This is a genomic window from Luteolibacter rhizosphaerae (assembly GCF_025950095.1).
In the GTDB taxonomy this organism is placed as follows: Bacteria; Verrucomicrobiota; Verrucomicrobiia; order Verrucomicrobiales; family Akkermansiaceae; genus Haloferula; species Haloferula rhizosphaerae.
Genome location: NZ_JAPDDR010000006.1, coordinates 242,262 through 263,945 on the forward strand (window position 1 = coordinate 242,262; position 21,684 = coordinate 263,945).

The following is a 21,684-nucleotide window of genomic DNA, read 5'->3' on the forward strand; positions in this document are numbered from 1 at the left end:
CATTCACGGGGCTCCGCGACCAAGGTCGCGGAGCCTTTTGCGCAAAAGGCGGAGACATCTCTGATTTTGGCATCCAGTTGGAATCCAATTCCGTCGCCACGGGCTCGCGGTGGAATAGAAAAGCAAGCTGATACCGGTCGTGGCCCGGTCGTTCTGCAGGACGCTTAACCCTATCCCGCGTTGTGCCGAATGGAATCCCGCCAGTCGCGGTCTCCCCCGAGGGATCGCGGCTTCATCACAAACCCAAGCAACATGAAATCATCCCCGATATTCGCGGGTGCCGTGCCGGGATCCATCCTGGCTGCATTGCTCCTGCCCTCCCTGTCCGTCTCCGGGCAAACGCTGACGAACGGCAGCTTCGAAGCGAACTCCTTCACCGCTGCCCCGGGCTATGTGTCGGGGAACACGGCGATTACCGGATGGACGGGCAGCCCGACCAACCGCGTGGGTTTGAATCCCGCTCCCACGGCGTCGCCCTTCGCGGATAACGGGCAGATTCCCAATGGAACCAAGGTGGCGTTCATTCAGGCAGGGGCCTCGGGGACGGCTTTCCTCGAAACCACCGTGACGGGGCTGACGCCCGGTACCAAGTATCATGTCTCCGCACGGGCGAATGCGCGCAGCAACACCACCTCTACCACCCTGACCGCGGGTAACTATCCGAATCTCGTCTTCTCGACCAACACCTCCGAACCGTCGGTAGGCGCGGAGATCCAACGCGTCCAACCCACTTCGCAGACACCGCTTCAGCCGTATCGCTACGTTGGCTATGATTTCGTCGCTACCGGGACGAGTCAGGTCCTTACCTTCACGAACAACAAGTCGGCCGGCGATCATACGGTTGTCATCGATGATGTGACCGTGGCGGCTTCTACCAATGCGTGGTCCACGATCTCGAACTGGGATGATGATGCCACTTCCGGGATCGACTCGTCCTATGCCTACACTCACGCGTATAACTTCAACGGTGCGAGCGTCACCATCAACGGCGTGCCCTTCCTGGGAACCAATGCCGCGGTGCCGGGGCGTTTTACCATGACCGGCTTGACCGGGGCGCTGACCATGCCTGCCGCCGACCTCAAGGTGACGGGAAACAGCGGGATCATGGCGGGGAGCTTCCGTTTCGACGGAGATCCTTCGATCACGCTTCAGAACCTGAAGCCGAACACCCAGTATGTCTTCAGCATCTATGGTGTCGGTTGGGATACGCCGGGCAGCGGCACGACCTACCGCACCACCACCTTCGGCAGCAGCCTCGGTGGTGAGAGATACACGGTGAACCTGAATCAGCGCGCCGCGGTAGCTCCCGCAGGCCGGGGCAAGGGGATGATCGTGAATTACAAGTATACGACGGATGCCCTGGGCACGCCGGTCACGATCTCCTACCCGCGTCTCTCGACGGTTGCCGGTAGCTTCCACACCAGCGGCTTCAGCAATCGCGAAGCCATCGCCAGTGCTCCGACGCAATGGACGGTGAGCCCTTGGACCGATGACGAAACCTCGGGCCTCAGCCCGAACCATTTCTACACCCATGCCTTCAGCTTCGGTGCCGCCGGTAACTTCAATGTCAACGGCATCAACTTCATCGGCATCGCGGGAATCAATCCGGTGGGATTCGATTACAGCTCCTCCGGCCTGAGCTCGCTTTATACCAATGACGTGAACGCGGTCACCGGCTTCGGTTCTCCCTTGGCCAAGGATTTCATCTATAATGGCTTCCCGGCTGTCCACAATCTAACGGGGCTTACCCCCGGGAAGAGCTACGTGTTCACCATTTACTCGGTGGGTTGGAATGACGGCCTGCGCGAAGGGGTCTTCAGTGCGCCGAATGGCGGTGCGCTGACGGTCCTGAACCAGGATCAGTTCGGAGATAACCAAGGACTGCGCTTCGAGACGCAGTATGTGGCGGACGCGAACGGGAACGCGTCGATCTCGGTTTACGGTCAAACTGTTCTTTCAGGCGCGACGAAGTCGATCCACCAGTACGGGATCAGTAATCGTGAAGCCGATGCCTTCGTCGACAAGGAGCCGGAGATCACCTTCCAGCCGGAGGGTGGTATCGTCGGTATCGGAGACGACTTTGTGGTCCGGGTGGGTGCGATCGGAAGCGCCACCCTCAGCTATCAATGGAAGAAGGGCGCGGCGAACATCCCGGGGGCGACCAGTCCCGTGCTGGAGTTGTTCGATGTCACCTCCGCGGATTCCGGTCTCTACTCGGTCGTGGTGACCAATAGCGACGGCAGCGTCACGAGCGACACCGCCGAGCTCACGGTGCAGGGCGTGGTGCCCGGGTATGTCAACACCGGTATGGGCGTCGATGGCCTGCCGCTCCTGGCCGGACAGATTGATCCGACTTTCAAGATCATCGTGAATCCGGATGCTCCCGGCGTTCAGGATGCGATCGTCCAGTCCGGCAATCCCGGCGCGTGGATTGCCAATTCGGCAACCGCGAAGTGGATCGGGCCGCGCGAGAACACGACGGGGGCTGCCGGTGCTCCGACCGCCGATGGTGGGGAAGCTCCGGGGATCTATGTCTATCGCACCACCCTGGATCTCACCACCTTCGATCCGGATACCGTGGAGATCACGGGCAAATGGTCCTCGGATAACAACGGTGTCGAGATCCGTGTGAACGGCACCTCGGTGGGCTTCCCGAATACCACGGGCAACACCTTCGCGACCCTTGTTCCCTTCTCGATCAACAACAGCGCCTTCCCCGGCTTGCTCACCACCGGTAACAACACGATCGACTTCGTGGTGGAGAATCTCTCGGTGGGTTACACCGGCCTGTTCGTCGAGGACTTCGCCGCGATTGGCTATGTCGCGCCGGGCACTGCTCCCTACATCGCGATCCAGCCGGCATCGGTGACCGGCGTTCACGGTGCTTCCGCAGTCCTCGCGGTGGGTGCCAGTGGCTCCGCACCCTTCACTTATCAATGGTATAAGGGCACCACGCTTATCGCGGGAGAAACCACCGCTGTGCTCTCGCTCCCGGTCGATGACTTCTCAGCCGCCGGTAACTACAAGGTTCGCGTTACTAACAGTGCGGGCTTTGCGGAGAGCAACTTCGCTACCGTGACCGTAAACAACGCGGTGCCCGTGGTGGTAAGCGATGCCCTCGCCGCGGATCCTGACACGCCGCTGGAGATCGTTCCCGGGTTCGACCTGCTTCCGAACGATACCGATGCCGATGGCGATATCCTCGCCCTGCAAGGCTTCTCCGCGACCACGACTGCGGGGGGCTCGGTGGTTCTGAACGATGACCTGCTGACCTACACGCCTCCCGCGGGCTTCGTCGGGATCGACACTTTCACCTACACGGTGAACGACGGGGTGTGGGGCGGTGTCTCTGCGCCGGGCACCGTCTCGATCACGGTGGGGAATCCCTCGGTGGATCCTCCGGTGGCCCTCGCCTTGAACCTTGTTGGTGGCGATATCGTCGCCTCCTTCACCGGAACTCCGGGTGGCGAATATACCCTGCAGCGGTCCACCACCCTTGGCGGATGGATCGATGTCGACACGGTGAACGCTTCCCCTGCCGGGCTTGTGGAGATCACCGATCCCGATCCTCCGGCAGGCAGGGCCTTCTACCGCATCTCCTATCTATCGACTCCGTGAGGAGCAGCTTCACGTTCTGAATTGTTCCCGGCTCCGCGAGCGCCTGTGATGGCTCTTGCGGAGCCGATTTTGAATCCGCCCATGAGCACCCGCCCCTTGTCGCTCCGGCTTTGCGCCCTCGCTTCGCTCCTCGTTTCGCCCTGCTTCGGCGACACGCCGGACGCGGTGGTGACATTCAACGAGATCCACTACAATCCGCCTTTGACGCAGGATGCCGAGTGGATCGAGCTTCACAACCAGATGGCGGTGAATGTCGACATCTCGGGGTGGTCCCTAGGTGCCGGGGTGTCTTATGTCTTCCCGGCGGGGACGGTCATCCCGGGCGGCGGGTATCGGGTGGTTGCGAAGCTGCCGGGCCATGCATCGCTCACGGGGATACCCGGCGTGCTGGGGCCCTTCACCGGGAATCTCTCGAACTCCGGTGAGACGATCGATCTCCTCAGCCCCAGCGGGCGCCTGATGGATCGCCTTGAGTTTGGCGATACCGGCGATTGGCCGGCGGCTGCCGACGGTGCCGGTGCCACCTTGGCGAAGCGGGCACCGGGCCTCGCGGCGGAGAATCCCGCGAACTGGCGGGCCAGCTTGAATGTCGGTGGAACTCCTGCGGGCCTTAATTTCTCCAATCCCGACCAGCCGATTCTCCACTCACTGGCTGGCGCTAGCTCCACTTGGCGCTACTACGATGCTAGTAGTGCTCCTGCGGCCGCGTGGAATACGGCGGCCTACAATGACAGCGGCTGGCAGGAAGGAACTCCTGCCTTCGGGTCGCCAACGGTCGGGGCCGATCTCTCGGTTTTGGCTGATCTTACCAGCCGCTACCGGGCCGGAGCCCTCACAGGACTGGCCGATGGCGCCGAGTTCACCACCTGGCCCGACACCGCCCTCGGCGATGGCACGGCTCAAGATACCACCGAGGGAAGCGATCCCCGCTTCGAAACGAACGCCACTCCCAGCGGAGAGCCTGCGGTCAGCTTCGACGGCAACGATGAATTCCGGGCTGCCTTGGATCCCGGGATCCCCTCCACCTCGGGATTCGTGTACTTCATTGTCTGCAAGGCGTCCGGAGTTCCGCAGAGCGGGGGACTGAACGATGGCTCCGGTGCCTACCTCTTCGATCGGGATAGCAACAATTTCGATGAGCCGCTGAACTCTCTCAAAGCGGTCAACGGGTGCTATGGTTTCCAGAAGCGCTACAATGACGGGAGCGGCCTCGGAGGCACCGTCTCCACCACGCCGATCTCCTCGACCCAGTTCCAGATCGTGGCGGTGCGCCGGAATCTTTCCATGGGCCAGTTCGAGGTCTGGGTGGACGGGGTCATGGAAGCGAGCACGGGCGATAGCGGTGGCGCACTTAGCCCCCAGCCGATCGTGATCGGCCGCCACAGCAATTCCTCGACCTCGGGATTCAACGGGGAGATCGCCGAGCTGCTGATCTATCGCGACGAACTATCCGCATTGGATTTCCAGCGGGTCGGCACCTATCTGGAGAGGAAGTACGGCCTCAGCACGGCCTTCCCGGATTCGAGCGTAACGACTCCGATCTCGGAAACGGCATCCACGTCCTACTATCGGCGTAGTTTCAATTTCAATGGCGACCCCTCGCGAACCGTGCTGAAGCTCGATCATGCGGTGGCAGACGGGGCGGTCTTCTATCTGAATGGGCAGGAGATCTCCCGGGCAAACATGCCCGCGGGTGCCGTGGGGCATGCCACCCCGGCCTTGTCGGATGTGAGCGCTCCTTCGGCTAGCGGTCTGCAAACCGTGCCTTCCAGCGCTTTGGTCGCGGGCACGAACGTTCTCGCCGTCTCGCTTCATACCGGCGCGGGTGATGATACCGCTTACTTCAGTGCTTCACTGCAGGGAAGCGAGACGCCGCTGGATCCGGACCAACCTCCGGCCTTGTTGCTGAACGAGATGTCCGCAGCCACGGCGTCCCCTTTCTTCGTGGAGATCAAGAATCCTGGGACCGGCCCGAGCTCCACGGCGGGCTTTTCCCTGGAGGTCGTCGGATCGGTTTCCGGAAGCTTTCCCCTGCCGGTCGCCACGGTTCCGGCCGGAGGTTTGATATCCTACACGCACACCCAGCTCGGCTTCCGTCCTGCAGCGGGGGACAAGGTGATCCTCCGCGCGCCGGGAGGAGCCCTCGCGGATGTCCGGGGGGCGGAGTCCTCCTTGCGCGGTCTGTCGGAGCTTTGGCCGGGACGCTGGCTTTTCCCTTCGTCCGCCACTGCCGGATCGGCGAATGCCTTCAATCTGCAGCAGAACATCGTGATCAACGAGATCTGCTACAATCCACCGGACCTCACGGCCGCGAGCGAGAACAAGCAATGGCTGGAGCTCTACAACCGCGGTGTCACGCCGGTGAATCTGAACGGCTGGAGCTTCGGGTCGGGCATCAGCTACGTCTTCGGGAACACGAGCATCCCGGCGGGCGGCTATCTGGTCGTGGCCAAGGAACCGGCCACGCTGTTGAGCGCCTTCCCGGGAATCAATGTCGTCGGTCCCTACGATTCCAGTCTTGCGGGAAGCGGCGAGCGGGTCCTGCTGGTCGATGCCCTGGGCAACCCGGTCGATGAGGTCGGCTACATCGATGGCGGTCGGTGGCCGGGTGCCGCGGATGCGGAAGGTTCGACCCTGGAGCTCAGGGATCCCCGCTCCGACAACTCGCTGCCCGAGGCTTGGGCGGCCAGCAATGAGAGTGCTCGCCGGGCTTGGAAGACCTACACCTACCGGATGACTGCCGCTGCCAGCAGCGTGGGTCCGGACGGGCAGTGGCGCGAGTTCGTCTTCGGCCTTCTGGATAGCGGCGATGTCCTTCTCGATGACATCACGGTCACCGAAGCTCCGGACACGGCACCGGTCGCGATGATCTCCGGAGGCGACTTCGAATCGGGTCTGAGTGGCTGGCGCTTCCTAGGCAACCACCGGCACGCACAGCTCGTGTCGGACCCTTCCAGCACCGGGAATACGGTGCTCCGTCTCAGCGCCAAAGGTGCGACCGAGCACATGCACAACCATGTGGAAACCACCCTGGCCGCGGGGCGCTCGGTCGTGAACGGACGCGTCTACGAGGTCTCGTTCCGAGCCCGCTGGCTCGGCGGGTCGAATCGCCTCAACACGCGTCTCTACTTCAACCGCGTGGCGAATACCACCGTGCTGGACCGAACGGATAACCCGGGAACTCCCGGCAGTATCAACTCCACGGCGCTTGCCAATGCGGGTCCGACCTTCACCAGCTTCTCCCACACGCCGGTGGTACCGGATCCCGGTGAAGCCGTCATCGTGAGCGCACGAGCGAAAGATCCCGACGGGCTCGGCATCTTCACGCTCCACTACTCCGTGGAGGGCGGGACGAGCGTCCCGGTTCCCATGAGCCTTGGTAGCGACGGGGTGACCTATACGGCCTCCATCCCCGGGCAAGCGGCGGCTTCGGTGGTGCGTTTCCACGTGGCAGCCACCGATGGAGCCCTGACTCCGGCGGTTTCCTATTTCCCTGCCGATGGCGCAGATTCCCACGCTCTCTATCAGGTGGATGACGGTTTGGCCGCCACCAATGGCAGGCACAACCTGCGCATCATCATGGCTCCGGACGACGAGGCCTTGCTCTATCAGACCAACAATCTGATGAGCAACGAGCGCCTCGGATGCACGGTCATCTACAACGAGCACGAGGTGTACTATGATGTCGGCGTGCGTCTGAAGAGCAGCCAGCGCGGGCGGCCGGAGGCATCGCGCGTGGGATTCAATCTCGGCTTCAACCGCGACCAGCTTTTCCGGGGCGTTCATCGCACCGTGTCGATCGATCGCTCGGAAGGACAGGTGCCGGGGTGTCAGGAGATCCTTTTCGACCACATGATGTATGCCAGCGGTAGTGTACCCGCGGAATACAACGATCTCTGCAAGGTGATCGCGCCGAATCCCGCCCACACCAGTTCCGCCATCATGCAGTTGGCCCGCTATGGCGACGTCTTTCTCGACTCGCAGTTTGATTCCGGAAGTGACGGAACAAGCTACGAGTATGAGCTGATCTACTATCCGCTCACTACCGATGCCAATGGGTTCAAGCTTCCTCAGCCGGATAGCGTGGTGGGTACGGATTTGGTGAATCTCGGAGCCAGCAAGGAGAACTACCGCTGGAACTTCCTGCTCGAGAACAACGAGGACGTGGACGACTACTCGCGCATCATCGCGATGTGTCAGCAGTTCGGAAAATCCGGCACCGCTTTCGAGGCTGGCTTGGGCGACATCATCGATGTCGATCAATGGCTGCGCGCCCTGGCCTGCGCCTGTGCCACCGGCGCGGGAGATTCATTCTTCGATAACTCGAACCACAACGGAATCTTCTACGCTCGTCCGGACGGCAGGGTGCTCTACTTCCCGCACGACATGGATTTCTCCTTCAGCTCGACGCGGGATATTTTCCAGAACAATGAGCTCCAGAAGCTCATGGCGGATCCGCTTCGCAAGCGCCTCTACCTGGGCCACCTCTACGACATCTGCACCCGCGTTTTCAATCAGAGCTACATGCAGGCGTGGACGAATCACTACGGCAGCCTGTTGCCGGGTGAGAACTTCGGCGCGCACCTCAGCTACATCAATACCCGCTCGAACTATATCCTCTCGCGGGTCAATGAGGAGATCGCTCCCATCAGCTTCGCCATCACGACCAATGGCGGGGCAAACTTCTCCACCGCCACCAGCCCGGTGAACTTGGCCGGGACCGGTTGGGTTGACGTCCGGAACATCCGTCTCGCCGGAGCCACGGTGCCGCTTCAAGTAACCTGGACATCGGCCTCGGCATGGCAGGTCGCCGTTCCCTTGAGCTTCGGCTCGAACGTCATCTCGTTGGAGGCTCTCGACTTTGCGGGCAACGTCGTCGGCACGGACAGCATCACGGTGAACAATACCGGCGGCATCCAGGTGCCATCGCCCACCACCCTCGTGGTTTCCGAGATCTACTACAACCCGCCGGGTAGCGTGGAGGATACCGAGTATGTGGAGCTCATGAACGTCTCGCCGACCTTCACGCTCGACCTGAGCAACGTGAATTTCAACACGGGGATCACCTGCTCTTTCCCCGGTGGTACCACGCTCCCTCCCGGCGGGCGTATTCTCTTCGTGAAGAACATCGCGGCCTTCAATGCCGCCTTCGGTGCCGGTAAGCCGATCGGCGGCACCTTCTCGAACAGCTTGGACAACTCCGGGGAGCAACTGATCCTGCGCCGCGCGAACGGCAACATCCTCCACAGCTTCACCTATCTCACCGCTCCGCCGTGGCCGGTCGAGGCGGATGGGGACGGCTACTCGCTGGTCTTGGTCAATCCCTCGGCCGCCCCGAATCACAGCGACCCGATGAGCTGGCGTGCCAGTGCCGTGGCGGGCGGCTCCCCTGGCGCCGCCGATACCGAGAGCTACGTCTCTTGGAAAGCCGCGAACGGCAATCTGCCGGACAATGAAGACACCGATGGCGACGGGATCAGCAACCGGCTGGAGTACTTCCTCGGCGGCAATCCTGGAATCGCCGAGCCGGATCTGGCGCCTCTGGTGGCGATCGATCCCGACGGATCCTTCCAGATGTCGGTGACGCGGAGGGTCTCGGCGGAGAATGCCTCGGTGGTTCCCCAGTCGTCGGGGAATCTCTCCACCTGGGCCACTGCCGCCGGGTATGAGTTCCTCTCGAACGAGCGCCTGCCGGGCAGTCCGGCCCGGGACATGCTGACCTTCCGGATCGTTCCTCCGGTGAGCGCCACGCGTTTCTTCGTCCGCTTCTCTTTCCCGCCATAGACTCCTGCCGGTTCCTAGGTTTCACTCGTCCGCGTGCGCGAGCTGATCCTGAACGAGGAGATCTACGACCGGGTGATTGTGGACCTGGTGCCACAGGCGCGCCGCTTCCTCTGGATCGTCACGGCGGATATCAAGGATCTCCACGTGCCCACGGGGAAGCGGGCGGTTCCTTTTCTCAAGGTGCTGGCGGATCTGGTGGAGCAGGGAGTGGGCGTGCGGCTGATTCATGCCAAGGAGCCGGGGCCTCGCTTTCGGGCGGATTTCGATCGCTATCCCGTGCTTGTCGAAAGCGACCTTTTCGAGCGTGTCCTTTGTCCCCGGGTCCACACCAAGGCGGTGATCGCGGATGGCAAGAGCGCCTTTGTCGGCTCGCCGAATCTGACCGGTGCGGGGATGGGGGCGAAGCACCGCGACAAGCGGAACTTCGAAGCTGGATTCCTCACCGACGAGCCGGCGGACCTCGGCAAGCTGATGGCTTGGGTTGACGAGCTTTTCATCGGGGAGTTCTGCGGGCGCTGCCGTCTCCGCGACCGCTGTCCGGATCCGCTCGACGGCGATTGAGACCCGGACTTCCGCCCGGAACTAAGGCTCGCTCCTTCCCCGGAACCGGGCCATCTTGGTGCCATGGCCTGCGCCGCATCCCTCCTTCGTGTCTTCCTTGTCGTGGCGGCTTGCCTTCTTCCCGCTACTCTGCACGCGGAGCCGGAGCATCCGGTGAAGCCGCTGCTATGGAAGGTGGAGGGCCCCGGAGTCGAGAAGCCCGCCTATCTGTTCGGTACCATTCACATTGGCAAAACGGCCGCGGCCAAGCTCCACCCGGCGGCGGACAAGGCCTTCAAGCAAGCGACGGTGCTCCACACGGAGGCACCCTTCGACCCGGCCACGCAGACCGCGTCGATCGGGATGCTCACGCGCACGGATGGCAAGGAACTGGCGGAATCGATCGGGCCGGATCTCTCCAAGCGGGTGGCGGAGGAACTGAAGCACATCAACGATGAGCTGGACTCCACGCCCTTCCAGACCGTGAAGACTTGGTATGTAGCCTACATGTTGCCCATGCTTCCCTACATGCTCGATGGCGCGAAGCCGCTCGACATGGCGCTATGGGATCGGGCGGAGAAGGCTAAAAAGAAGACCTCGGGCATGCAGACTCCCGAGGAGCAGGCGATCGGCTTCGAGGAGTTGACCGAGGAGGAGCAGACGACCCTCCTGAAGAATACGCTGGCGATGATGAAGAAGTATCGCGTGGAGCGGAAGGATCCGATGGCCGAACTGGTGACTGCCTACATCAGTGGGGATATCGAGCGGATTGATGCGCAGGCGACGAAGTCGATCGAAGAGACCTTCCACGGTGAGGACAAGGCGCTCGGCGAGCGGCTTCTCAAGAGCATCCTGACCGATCGCGATGCGATCATGACGGACTACATCGATGCCACGCTGAAGAAGTCTCCTGCCCAAGTTCACTTCTTTGCCGCCGGAGCCGCGCACTATACGGGGAAGGAAAGCGTGCGGGCGCGGCTGGAACGGAGGGGCTACAAGGTCACGCGGATTGAAGAGTAGTCGCCTCCGAGCGCCAGACCTCCGAGACGATCTGGTAGCTCTTCTTGCGGTCCTCATGGCGGTAGAAGCCCGAGTGGACAATCAGTTCGTCGGCTTGGGTGGCTTCCACCAGTTTCTCCAGCTTCTCACGGATTGTATCCGGGCCGCCGATGACGGCCGCGCCGAGGAAGTCGTGGACGGCCGCCTTTTCCGCCGGACTCCAGCGTCCGTCCATGGTGGGGATGGGTGGCGGCACAGGCGTGGGGGCATGCCGGATCAGATTGAGGATCTGCTGCTGTGCTGAGGTGGAGAGATAGCGCGCTTCCTCATCGGTCTCCGCGGCGATCACGGGCACGCCGACCATCGCGTAGGGTTCCGGCCAGCGCTCTGTAGGCTGGAAGCTGTCGCGGTAGATCTCCAACGCTTCGAAGAGAAGCCGCGGCGCGAAGTGGGCGGCGAAGGCAAAGGGCAGGCCGAGAAAACCAGCCAGCCGCGCGCTGAAGGTGCTGGAGCCCAGCAGCCATACCGGCACGTTCGAGTTCGCTCCGGGAATTGCCTTCACCCGCTGTGCGGGATTGGGCCTGCCGAGCAGGGCGATGAGCTCCTGCACTTGAGCCGGGAAATCATCCGCAGCGCTCGGATCGCGGCGTAGGGCGCGCGAGGTGGTTTGATCGGTTCCGGGTGCGCGGCCCAAGCCGAGATCGATGCGTCCGGGGTAGAGCGCCTCCAAGGTGCCGAACTGTTCGGCGATCACCAGCGGCGCGTGGTTCGGCAGCATGATCCCGCCTGATCCCACGCGGATCGTCTTGGTAGCCGCGGCGACATGGCCGATGAGAACAGAGGTCGCCGCGCTGGCGATGCCCGGGATATTGTGGTGCTCCGCCAGCCAGAAGCGGGTGTAGCCCAGCGCCTCCACGTGCTGCGCCAGATCCACGCTGTTGCGGAAGCTCTCCGCCACGGTCCCACCCTCGGTGATCGGTGATAGATCGAGAACCGAGAGCCGGATGTCGCGGAGAGTCTTCATGGTCGTGGTAAGGAAATGCAGGTTGGCGGGAACGCAAACGGGTGGGATCAAGCCAACTGCGCGATCTCGTCCAAGGTCGGGTAGTCGGTGTATCCTTCCGCCCCTTGTGCGTAGAAGGTGGCAGCGTTCGGCTTGTTCAGCGGCGCACCTGCCTCAAGGCGTTCCGGCAGATCCGGATTGGCGATGTAGAGGCGGCCATAGGAGATCGCATCGGCTTCGTCCTTCTTCAGGAGATCCTCGCCCTGCTCGCCGCTCAATTCCTGATTGGCGATGAAGGCGCCGGTGAAGGCCTTGCGGATGCCCTTGCTGAAGCGCGGGGAATCCAGAGCCTCCCGGACGAAGATGAAGGCGATGCCGCGGGCACTGCACTCGCGGGCCACGTGGCCGTAGGTGGCGGCGGGATCGGAATCGCCATTGCCATTCTCCGGCAGAGAGGGGGAGAGGTGGAGACCCACACGGTCCGCCCCCCACACGGAGATTGCGGCATCCACTGCTTCCAGCATGAAGCGCGCGCGGTTCTCGATGCTGCCACCGTAAGAGTCGGTGCGCTTGTTGGTTTCGTCGTTGAGGAACTGGTGCGGCAGGTAGCCGTTCGCACCATGGATCTCCACGCCGTCGAATCCCGCTTCCAGCGCGTTCTGCGCCGCCTTGCGATATTCCTCGATGATCCCGGGGATCTCCTGGAGCTCCAAGGCGCGCGGCACCTCGTAGGGCTTCTGCGGGCGCAGCAGGCTCACATGGCCCGGTTGTGCGAGGGCGCTGGAGGAAACCGGCTGTGCGCCACCCAGATAGTGTGGGTCGGAAATGCGGCCCACGTGCCAGAGCTGCGCGATGATCCGGCCACCGGCTTCATGCACGGCCTTCGTCACCAGCTTCCACCCTTCCACCTGCTCCTGCGACCAGAGGCCGGGAGTATCGGGATAGCCCACGCCCATCGGCGAGATGGAGGTGGCCTCGGACAGGATCAGGCCGGCGCTAGCACGCTGGCGATAGTACTCCGCCATCAGGGCGTTCGGCACGCGGCCTTCGCTGGAGCGGCAGCGCGTGAGCGGTGCCATGACGATGCGGTTCGGCAGCTCCCAGGCGCCGATCTTCACGGGTTGATGCAGCAGAGACATGCGATTCGTATTTTGCGGTTCAGTTCTTGAGAGAGGCCATGTCGATGACGAAGCGGTACTTCACATCGCCCTTAAGCAGACGGTCGTAGGCTTCGTTGACCTGTTGGATGTCGATCATTTCGATCTCGCTCGCGATCCCCTGCTTGGCACAGAAGTCGAGCATCTCCTGCGTTTCCGCGATGCCGCCGATGGCGGAGCCGGAGAAGCTGCGGCGGGGCAGCAGGAGATTGAAGGCGGCCACCGGCAGCGGATTCTCCGGCGCGCCGACCAGCGTCAAATTGCCGTCCAGCTTGAGCAGCGAGAGATAGGCATTGATGTCGTGATCCGCGGAGACGGCATCGAGGATAAAGTCGAAACTCGCGGCGTGCTTTTGCATCGCGTTCGCGTCCTTCGAGATCACGACTTCGTCCGCACCCAGCTTCAGGCCGTCCTCCACCTTGGAGGGAGAGGTCGTGAAGAGCACGGTGTGCGCGCCCATCGCGTGGGCGAACTTCACCCCCATGTGACCGAGGCCGCCGAGCCCGACGATGCCCACCTTCTTGCCCGGGCCGACCTTCCAGTGGCGCAGGGGCGAGTAGGTGGTGATCCCCGCGCAGAGCAGTGGCGCGGCGGCAGCGGGATCAAGTCCGTCCGGGATTCGGAGACTGAAGGCCTCATCGACCACGATGGCGTCCGAGTAACCGCCGAAAGTGATGCCGCCCGAGATCTTGTCCTCGCCGTTGTAAGTGAAGGTGGGGAAGCTGAGGCAATATTGCTCCAAGCCTGCCTTGCAATTGTCGCATTCGCGGCAGGAGTCAACCATGCAGCCGACGGCGGCGAGATCACCGATCTTGAACTTGCTCACCTTGTCACCGGTCTTGGTGACGCGGCCGACGATTTCGTGGCCTGGAACGCAGGGGTAGACCGTGTTGTGCCACTCGTTGCGGGCCTGGTGGAGGTCGGAGTGGCAGACGCCGCAGTAGAGGATCTCGATGTGGATGTCGGTCGGGCCCGGCTCACGGCGATCGATGCTGAACGGGGCGAGGGCGGCGGTGGCGGACTGGGCCGCGTAGGCTTTGGTGCTCATGATGGGTAGGGGAGACGGGGCGGGTGCGTGGTTTTTGGACTAGAAGAGACTGTGAAGCAGACCGCCCTCGGCGCGGAGGGCCGCACCATTGGTGGCCGCGGAGCGCGGGCTGGCGACGTAGGCGACAAAGGAGGCGATCTCATCCGTCTGGATGAAGCGACGCAGCAGCGAATTGGGGCGCATGGTGGTGAAGAACTCCTTCTCCACTTGCTCTGAGGGCTTGTTCTGGTCGCGGGCGAGATCCTTCACGAATTGCTCCACACCTTCCGACCATGTCGGACCAGGCATGATGGTATTCACCGTGACGCCAGTGCCGGTGGTGAGCCCGGCGAGGCCACGGGCGAGCGAGACCTGCATGGTCTTCGTCACGCCGTAGTGGATCATTTCCGCCGGCACGTCGGAGGAGGACTCGCTGGAGATGAAGATGATGCGGCCCCAGTTGCGCGACTTCATCTTCGCCAGGTAGGTGCGGCTCAGGCGCATGCCGCTCATGAAGTTGGTCTCGAAGAAGCGATACCAATCGGCATCGGGGATTTCCTCAAAGGGCTTCGGCTCGAAGATGCCGAGATTGTTGACGAGGACTTCCACATCGGGGAATTCGGTGGCGATCCGATCGCTCTCTTCCACCTTGCCGAGATCGCCGGCGAAGCTTTCGAGGGATGCATCGGGCACATCCTGCCGGATAGCGGCGATGGCTTCATCGACACGGGCCTGCGTGCGGCCGTTGATGATGACGCGGGCACCCTCCGCTGCGAGGGTCTTGGCGATGGCGAGGCCGATGCCGGCGGTCGAGCCGGTGACGAGGGCGAGTTTGCCGGTGAGTTGAAGGTCCATGGTGGTGGGAGGTTGAGGGGTTCAGGCGACGGGGGAGGGATTCCGCTCGAAGTTGGCTTGGTGGAAATAGGGATACGCCTTTGGTGTATCGCTCGCCGCGTCGAGTTTGGCCACCTGCTCTTTTGTAAGGTTCCAGCCCACCGCGCCGAGGTTCTGCTTCAGTTGCTCCTCGTTGCGTGCGCCGATGACAATGGTGGAGACGGTCGGGCGCTGCAGCAGCCAGTTGAGCGCGATTTGCGGGATGGTCTTGCCGGTTTCGGCGGCGATTTCGTCAAGCGCGTCGACGACCCTGTAGAGATACTCTTCATCCACTGGGGGGCCCACGTCCACGTTGAGCTGGGATTGCAGGCGGCTGTCCTTCGGCAGCGGGGTGCCGCGGCGGATCTTGCCGGTCAGGCGCGCCCAGCCGAGCGGGCTCCAGACGACGGCGCCGATCTTCTGATCGATTCCCAGCGGCATCAGCTCCCATTCGTAGCTGCGGCCGATCAAGGAGTAGTAAGCTTGGTGTGCCACGTAGCGCGCCCAGCCATACTTCTCTGCGATGGCCAAGGACTTCATCAGATGCCAGCCGGAGAAGTTCGACACGCCGATGTAGCGGATCTTTCCGGCGCGGATGAGGTCATCCAATGTGGAGAGCGTCTCCTCGATCGGGGTCTGGGCGTCGAAGCCGTGGAGTTGGAAGAGATCGATGTAATCCGTTCCGAGTCGCTTCAGGCTCGCGTTGATGGCTTCGGTCAGGTGGTGCCGGGAGGATCCGATGTCGTTCGGGCCCTCGCCGGTGCGGAAGGTGGCCTTGGTCGAGATCAGCACTTGGTCACGGCGGCCCTGGATGGCTTTCCCAAGGATTTCCTCGGCATGTCCGGCAGAGTAAACGTCCGCGCTATCGAACATCGTGAGCCCGGCTTCCAAGCTCACGTCGACCAAGCGCTTGGCTTCTTCCACGCCGCTGTTGCCCCAGGCCTCGAAGAGCGGGCCCTTGCCGCCGAAGGTGCCAGTGCCGAGCGTTAAAACCGGGACCTTCAGCCCGGAGCCTCCTAAATATCGGTATTCCATGGTGGGGTAGTGGTTCGTTCGATGAGCGTCGAACAATCGATAATGCCGCTTTCTGCGGCGTCAAACGATAATTCGATCATTGTCGAACAATACACCCGTGCTACCTTCCCGCGCAATGAAACCCTACACCCACCCCGCGCTCGGCGATGTCTCCCTGCCGGCGGTCATGCAGGCCCTTTCCGATCCGTGCCGGATCGAGATCCTGCGCTCCCTCATGGATGCGGGCGAGCTCGCCTGTGGTGACATCCCGCTCGATATCTCGAAGGCAACCGTTTCCCACCACTTCGCCGTCCTCCGCGAGGCGGGGCTGGTTCTCACCCGTACCGAGGGCACGCGCTGCCTCAATACCGTGCGGGAGGAAGAACTTGAGAAGCGCTTCCCTGGGCTGCTCGGCCTCGTTCTCCGCGAGAAGTCCAAGAAGCCGGCGAAAAGGCCTAGCGTCCAAGGCGCTTGAGGCCAACTCCCGCGACGTGGCGGGCGCTTCAATGATGGCCAGCGTATGGCGCTCGTGAGATGGCCTCGCGAGAGACGGAAGAAATCTGGAAGAAGGCAGGCGTCTTCTGCTCCTAATCCTTGGCTTCTTCGTCGCCGTTATTTTTTTCCTGCCTCATCACGGGAAATGGTTACTCTCTCATTTCGTACGCCATGAAAACTTTCACCCTCAACGTCAACGGTCAGACCCGCCAGGCGGAGGCGGCCGACGACACACCGCTTCTCTGGGTTCTCCGGGACCATCTTGATCTGGTCGGCACCAAGTTCGGTTGCGGCATGGCGCTTTGCGGGGCCTGTACCGTGCATGTCGATGGACAGGCGGTCCGTGCCTGTGTGCTGCCGGTCTCGCAGGTCGGTGACAAGAAGGTCACGACGATCGAAGGCCTTGCCCAAGACGGCAAGCTCACCGCGCTTCAGAAGGCCTGGTGCGATCACGATGTCGCGCAGTGCGGCTATTGCCAGGCCGGGCAGATCATGTGTGCCACCGCCCTGCTCGCCGAGAAACCGAAGCCCACTGATGCCGAGATCGATGCGGCGATGTCCGGGAACCTCTGCCGCTGCGCCACCTACACCCGCATCCGCCAAGCCATTCACACCGCCGCCGCCCAATGAACTCCGCCCTTCCCGCTCTCGACCGTCGCGGGTTCTTCCGCATCAGCGCGCTGGCTGGCGGAGGATTCTTCCTCGGCTCCTTCTCAGCTCAGGCTGCCGATTCCTCGCCCGAAGCGTTCTCGCCGAATGCTTACGTCCGCATCACGCCGGAGGGTGCGGTGACCATTTTCTCCAAGAACCCGGAGGTGGGGCAGGGGATCAAGACCTCCCTGCCCATGATCATCGCGGAAGAACTCGAAATCCCTTGGGAAAAGGTAACGGTCGAGCAGGCGCCGGTAAACGAGAAGTCCTACGGACGCCAGGTTGCCGGAGGAAGCATGTCCACGCCCACGAATTACGATACCCATCGTAAAATGGGTGCCATCGCCCGGGTGATGCTGGTCGAGGCCGCGGCCAAGGAGTGGGGCGTGCCAGCCTCCGAGTGCGAGGCGATCGCCGGGGAAGTGGTGCACAAGTCCAGCGGCAAGAAGCTCGGCTATGGCGCGCTTGCCACCGCGGCTTCGAAGCTTCCCATCCCTGATCAAAACTCCGTGCCGCTGAAGAAAGTCGCGGATTTCAAACTTCTGGGGAAGCGGATCGGCGGGGTGGACAATCCGAAGATCGTCACCGGCCAGCCCTTGTTCGGCATCGATCAGAAGCAGCCCGGTCTCAAGTACGCCTGCTATGTCCGCTGCCCCGTTTTCACCGGCAAGGTAAAGGAGGCGAACCTCGACGAGATCAAGAAGCTGCCGGGGATCACGGATGCATTCGTCATCGAGGGCACTGCCGACCACTACGGCCTGCTGCCCGGCATCGCCATCATTGGGATCGATACCTGGTCCACCTTCCAGGCGCGGAAGGCGCTCAAAGTGACTTGGGACTCAGATACGAAGGAGAGCTTCGCGGCCCATGCTGCCAAAGCTGCGGAACTGATGAAGGAAGGCAAGGCCGCGAACGAAATTCGCCGCAGCGGCAGTCCGGAGTTCCCCGATGATGGAAAGACCATCTCGGGCAGCTACCATTACCCGCACCTCTCGCACGCGAATCTGGAACCTCAGAACTGCACCGCGGTCTTCAAGGACGGGGCCGTGGAGGTCTGGGCTCCGACCCAGAATCCCGGTCCCGGCTTCGATGGCATCGCGAAGGCGCTCGGCATCCCCAAGGAGAAGGTGACGATCCACATGACGCGCATCGGCGGTGGCTTCGGCCGCCGCTTGATGGGTGACTTCATGATTGAGTGCGCCGCCATCGCGCAGAAGCTAGAAGGCACGCCGGTAAAGGTCACTTGGACCCGCGATCAGGATCTCGCGCACGATTACTATCGTGCCGGTGGTTGGCATCACTTCCGCGGTCGTCTCGATGATTCCGGAAAGCTCGCCACTTGGGCCGATCACTTCGTGACCTTCGGCCTCAATAGCGACGAACGCACCGGCAACGGTGCCGACCTGGGTGGCGACGAGTTCCCCAGTCGCTTCGTTCCGAACCTGCTTCTGGAGCGGACCATTCTTTCCAGCAATACGCCCCTCGGTTGGTGGCGCGCTCCCGGTTCCTGCGCGCTCGCGTGGGCGATCCAAGGCTTCATCGATGAGATGGCGCATGCCGCGAAGAAGGATCCGCTCGACTTCCGCCTGGAGCTTTTGGGCGAGGATCGCGAAGTGCCCGCCAGCGGTGGCCGCGGTGTCCCCTACAATGCCACCCGCATGAAAGGCGTCCTCCGGCTTGCCGCGGAGAAATCGGGCTGGGGCGAGAAGCTTGAACCCGGGCGGGGCAGGGGAATCGCATTCCACTTCAGCCATCTTGGCTATGTCGCCGTGGTCGCCGATGTCACCGTCAGCAAGGAGGGCGTGCTCAAGGTCAACAAGCTCACCGCAGCTTGCGATGTCGGTCCCATCATGAACCTCAGCGGTGCGGAGAACCAGGTCCAAGGCTCGATGATCGATGGCCTCAGCGCTGCATGGTTCCAAGAGATCCTCGTGGAGAACGGAGCCGTTCAGCAGACCAACTTCCACGAGTATCCCCTCCTTACCATGAAGGATGCGCCACGAGTCGAAGTTCATTTCGCCAAATCCGACTTCCCGCCCACAGGCCTCGGTGAACCGGCTCTCCCTCCCACCGCGCCCGCGATCACCAACGCCATCTTCGCCGCGACCGGCAAGCGCGTCCGTACCTTGCCCTTGGCCAAACAGGATCTAAGCTGGAGCTGATCTCGCCTCATGTCCGACTGGCCCTTCCTCTTCGACTTCGCCCGACGTCATCAAAATGACCGCCTGGCCTTGGCGACTCTTGTGGCGCGGGAAGGGTCTAGCTATCGTCAGCCCGGCGCCCGCATGCTCATCGCCGCGGACGGCTCCTTCACTGGCTCCCTCAGCGGCGGTTGTATCGAGGAGGGCATCGCCCGCACGGCCCGCCGGGTGTTGGAGAACGGGACACCGGAGCGCATCGTGATCGACACGCGCCCGCATTTCGGCTGCCCGGGCAAGCTCCACATCCTTATTGAGGCCATCGATCCAACTCTTCCCGCCCGCATCGCGTCCACGTTGCGCGAGCGCAGATCCCTGACTTTGGTGACCGGGCCCTGCGGGACTCGCTTCGATGGCAGGGCGGACTCCGGCGAACTGCTGGAGAAGGTTGCGCCGCCGCCTCGCCTGGTGGTGGTGGGCTGGACTCCTGACATCGATCCCGTCCTCGCCTTCGCGTCTTCCCTCGGCTGGGAACGGCATCGTGTTCTCCGCGATGATCGCATGCTTCCGGAGACGCCCAGCATTGCGGGCGAGTCGGTGGTCTCGCTCGCTTCGGAGGACTTCGCGCGCAGTTTTCGTCCCGACCCGCTCACCGCGGTGCTGGTGATGACCCATCATCTCGCCACCGATCTGGCCTTCCTGCGCGAGATCCTGCCGGCGGGCTACGGTTATCTTGGCCTTCTCGGCTCGCGCCGTCGCCGCGAAACCCTTCTCGCCGAGCTTGGCTCGCTTGGGCTTCTGGAGGATCCATCGATCACGGATCGCTTCCACGCCCCCGTAGGTCTCGATCTCGGCGGCCACCACCCGGCGACCATCGCTCTCGCCATCGTCGCGGAGATCCAGGCGGTGCTTGCCGGGGCCTCCGGTGGCTTTCTCCGGGATCGTAGCGGTACGATTCATTCCGAGCCTCTCCCGGCGTGAAGATCGCCGCCCTCGTGCTCGCTGCTGGTCGGGCCAGCCGCTTCGGTTCCCCCAAGCAGCTCCTGCAGTGGGAAGGGCGCAGCTTGATCGACCGTGCCTGTGGCACCGCCTTGGAGGCCGGGTGTCGTCCGGTGCTTCGTATCCTGGGGGCGCATGCCGATCAAATACTAGAGGCACCGTACCCTGCCGGTGTCCAAACCCTGACCCACTCCGCTTGGCAGGATGGCATGGGCAGTTCCATTGCTGCAGGCGTCACCCGCCTTCTCGAACTTGATCCGGAGCTCGCCGGTATCTTCATCCTTCTGCCGGATCAGCCGCTTGTCACCGCCGCGCTTCTCCTCCGCTATCTGGGGAGCGATGCATCCATCATCCTCTGCGATCACGGAGCCGCCAGCGGGCCCCCGGCATTTTTTCGCCGCGAGCACTTCCCGGCCTTGATGAAGTTGGAGGGGGATCAAGGGGCGAAGGCGATCGCGGCCCGCCACCCCGAGGCCACGGCCATGATTTCCTTTCCCGACGCCGCTTGGGATGTCGATACCCCCGAGGTATGGGAGTGTTTCACTCGCTCTCGGGCCACCAGTTCGGAGCCACGATCGATGTGATCTCCAGCCAGTTCTTGCCGCCTTCCACGGAGTGCCTCTTCAGCTCCAATACCGCGGATGCCGGATGGCCTGGCGTAGCGGCCGCGCGTAGGATCCGTTCCAGATCCGAATCCGTGGGCGCGAAAGCATATCGGTCCCTGCCAGGCATTGGCGGATCAATCCGGAAGCCGGAATAGCCTTTGATCGCGGGGGCCGCAAAGTTCGTCATACGGACGAGCAGGTGGAACTTGCCCGTATCACCACCCCGCCCGCCTGCGAAGCGGCTGAAGTGATCATCTTCAAACTCCACGAAGCTTCCCCAATCCACACGCCATCCTTCCTGTGTTCGGACCACTGCCACCGGAAAACCTTCCGCATGCGTCTCAGTGGAGACCAAGTAGCTATAGAATGTCGGCTCCTCGCCTTCTTCTCCATGGGAGTCATTCAGCTTTATCCGCATCACCTTCACCGCGCCGTCCGGCATCTGTGAATAGTAGGACTTCATCTGGTTCGCCGTGTTTTCCGAGAGCAGGGAATGCTTCGCCCGCTCCTGCCAGGTTGGCGCGGAGAGGAAGGCCTTCAGGGCAGCCTCAGGCGCGGCGATGATTTTGATGGGCGCTTCCGCATTGTTCCCGGAGGGCGGCTGTGGCTCTGGCTTGCGGACCGCTTCGGATGAGTTCTCCGCTTCCGGTGAGGCCGGCGGGACATCGGGAGATTTCTTCGCTTCCGGAAGTGTTAGAGTGCCCGGGGCCGGCGTCGGCTCTCCGGCCTCCTGGCGTCCGACAAACCATCCGAGCAAGTAGCCGCCGATCAATCCGCTCAA

15 protein-coding genes are annotated in these 21,684 nt (G+C 62.7%); 9 read left to right on the plus strand and 6 right to left on the minus strand.

The annotated features are described in order from the left end of the window. The first annotated feature begins 252 nt into the window (after window positions 1-252). The 4 genes from OJ996_RS13195 (at window position 253) to OJ996_RS13210 (ending at window position 10,962) form a co-directional block, all read left to right on the plus strand. Window positions 253-3,618 carry a cadherin-like domain-containing protein gene (locus OJ996_RS13195; RefSeq protein ID WP_264514071.1) on the plus strand — a complete coding sequence of 1,122 codons (3,366 nt, stop codon included), beginning with the start codon at window positions 253-255 and terminating at the stop codon, window positions 3,616-3,618. 81 nt (window positions 3,619-3,699) lie between these two features. After that, window positions 3,700-9,402, plus strand: coding sequence for a lamin tail domain-containing protein (locus tag OJ996_RS13200; protein WP_264514072.1), 5,703 nt, complete (start codon window positions 3,700-3,702; stop codon window positions 9,400-9,402). Between the two features lie 33 nt (window positions 9,403-9,435). Continuing rightward, a complete protein-coding gene (locus OJ996_RS13205; RefSeq protein ID WP_264514073.1) occupies window positions 9,436-9,963 on the plus strand; it encodes a phospholipase D-like domain-containing protein in 528 nt (175 codons plus the stop codon). Between the two features lie 63 nt (window positions 9,964-10,026). Next, window positions 10,027-10,962, plus strand: coding sequence for a TraB/GumN family protein (locus OJ996_RS13210; protein WP_264514074.1), 936 nt, complete (start codon window positions 10,027-10,029; stop codon window positions 10,960-10,962). On the opposite strand, the gene OJ996_RS13215 is transcribed toward OJ996_RS13210, so the two are convergent. The 5 genes from OJ996_RS13215 to OJ996_RS13235 are packed head-to-tail and all read right to left on the minus strand — an operon-like array spanning window position 10,943 to window position 16,036. Beyond that, window positions 10,943-11,965, minus strand: a complete 1,023-nt coding sequence (locus OJ996_RS13215; protein WP_264514076.1) for an LLM class flavin-dependent oxidoreductase — start codon at window positions 11,963-11,965, stop codon at window positions 10,943-10,945. The two genes, OJ996_RS13210 and OJ996_RS13215, sit on opposite strands and share 20 nt — an antisense overlap. A 47-nt stretch (window positions 11,966-12,012) precedes the next feature. Next, a complete protein-coding gene (locus tag OJ996_RS13220; RefSeq protein ID WP_264514077.1) occupies window positions 12,013-13,083 on the minus strand; it encodes an alkene reductase in 1,071 nt (356 codons plus the stop codon). A 19-nt stretch (window positions 13,084-13,102) separates the two neighbouring features. Further along, the gene (locus tag OJ996_RS13225) at window positions 13,103-14,149 is read right to left on the minus strand and encodes an NAD(P)-dependent alcohol dehydrogenase (protein ID WP_264514078.1); all 1,047 of its coding nucleotides are present in this window, start codon (window positions 14,147-14,149) and stop codon (window positions 13,103-13,105) included. Window positions 14,150-14,188: 39 nt separating this feature from the next. Further along, the gene (locus OJ996_RS13230) at window positions 14,189-14,983 is read right to left on the minus strand and encodes an SDR family NAD(P)-dependent oxidoreductase (protein ID WP_264514079.1); all 795 of its coding nucleotides are present in this window, start codon (window positions 14,981-14,983) and stop codon (window positions 14,189-14,191) included. Between the two features lie 21 nt (window positions 14,984-15,004). Further along, window positions 15,005-16,036, minus strand: a complete 1,032-nt coding sequence (locus tag OJ996_RS13235; RefSeq protein WP_264514080.1) for an aldo/keto reductase — start codon at window positions 16,034-16,036, stop codon at window positions 15,005-15,007. A 115-nt stretch (window positions 16,037-16,151) separates the two neighbouring features. Between OJ996_RS13235 and OJ996_RS13240 the strand changes: the two genes are divergently transcribed. The 5 genes from OJ996_RS13240 to OJ996_RS13260 all read left to right on the plus strand — a co-directional run bounded on the left by OJ996_RS13240 (window position 16,152) and on the right by OJ996_RS13260 (window position 20,882). After that, the gene (locus OJ996_RS13240) at window positions 16,152-16,490 is read left to right on the plus strand and encodes an ArsR/SmtB family transcription factor (RefSeq protein ID WP_264514081.1); all 339 of its coding nucleotides are present in this window, start codon (window positions 16,152-16,154) and stop codon (window positions 16,488-16,490) included. A 191-nt stretch (window positions 16,491-16,681) separates the two neighbouring features. Further along, window positions 16,682-17,140, plus strand: coding sequence for a (2Fe-2S)-binding protein (locus OJ996_RS13245; protein ID WP_264514082.1), 459 nt, complete (start codon window positions 16,682-16,684; stop codon window positions 17,138-17,140). After that, window positions 17,137-19,323 carry a xanthine dehydrogenase family protein molybdopterin-binding subunit gene (locus OJ996_RS13250; RefSeq protein ID WP_264514083.1) on the plus strand — a complete coding sequence of 729 codons (2,187 nt, stop codon included), beginning with the start codon at window positions 17,137-17,139 and terminating at the stop codon, window positions 19,321-19,323. Before OJ996_RS13245 ends, OJ996_RS13250 begins: the two co-directional genes overlap by 4 nt. A gap of 9 nt (window positions 19,324-19,332) precedes the next feature. Then, a complete protein-coding gene (locus OJ996_RS13255) occupies window positions 19,333-20,280 on the plus strand; it encodes an XdhC family protein (RefSeq protein WP_264514084.1) in 948 nt (315 codons plus the stop codon). Beyond that, window positions 20,277-20,882, plus strand: coding sequence for a nucleotidyltransferase family protein (locus OJ996_RS13260; RefSeq protein ID WP_264514085.1), 606 nt, complete (start codon window positions 20,277-20,279; stop codon window positions 20,880-20,882). Before OJ996_RS13255 ends, OJ996_RS13260 begins: the two co-directional genes overlap by 4 nt. Here OJ996_RS13260 and OJ996_RS13265 read toward each other — a convergent pair. After that, window positions 20,839-21,684 (minus strand): hypothetical protein, encoded by an 846-nt coding sequence (locus tag OJ996_RS13265; protein WP_264514086.1) that lies wholly within the window; start codon window positions 21,682-21,684, stop codon window positions 20,839-20,841. The genes OJ996_RS13260 and OJ996_RS13265 overlap by 44 nt on opposite strands.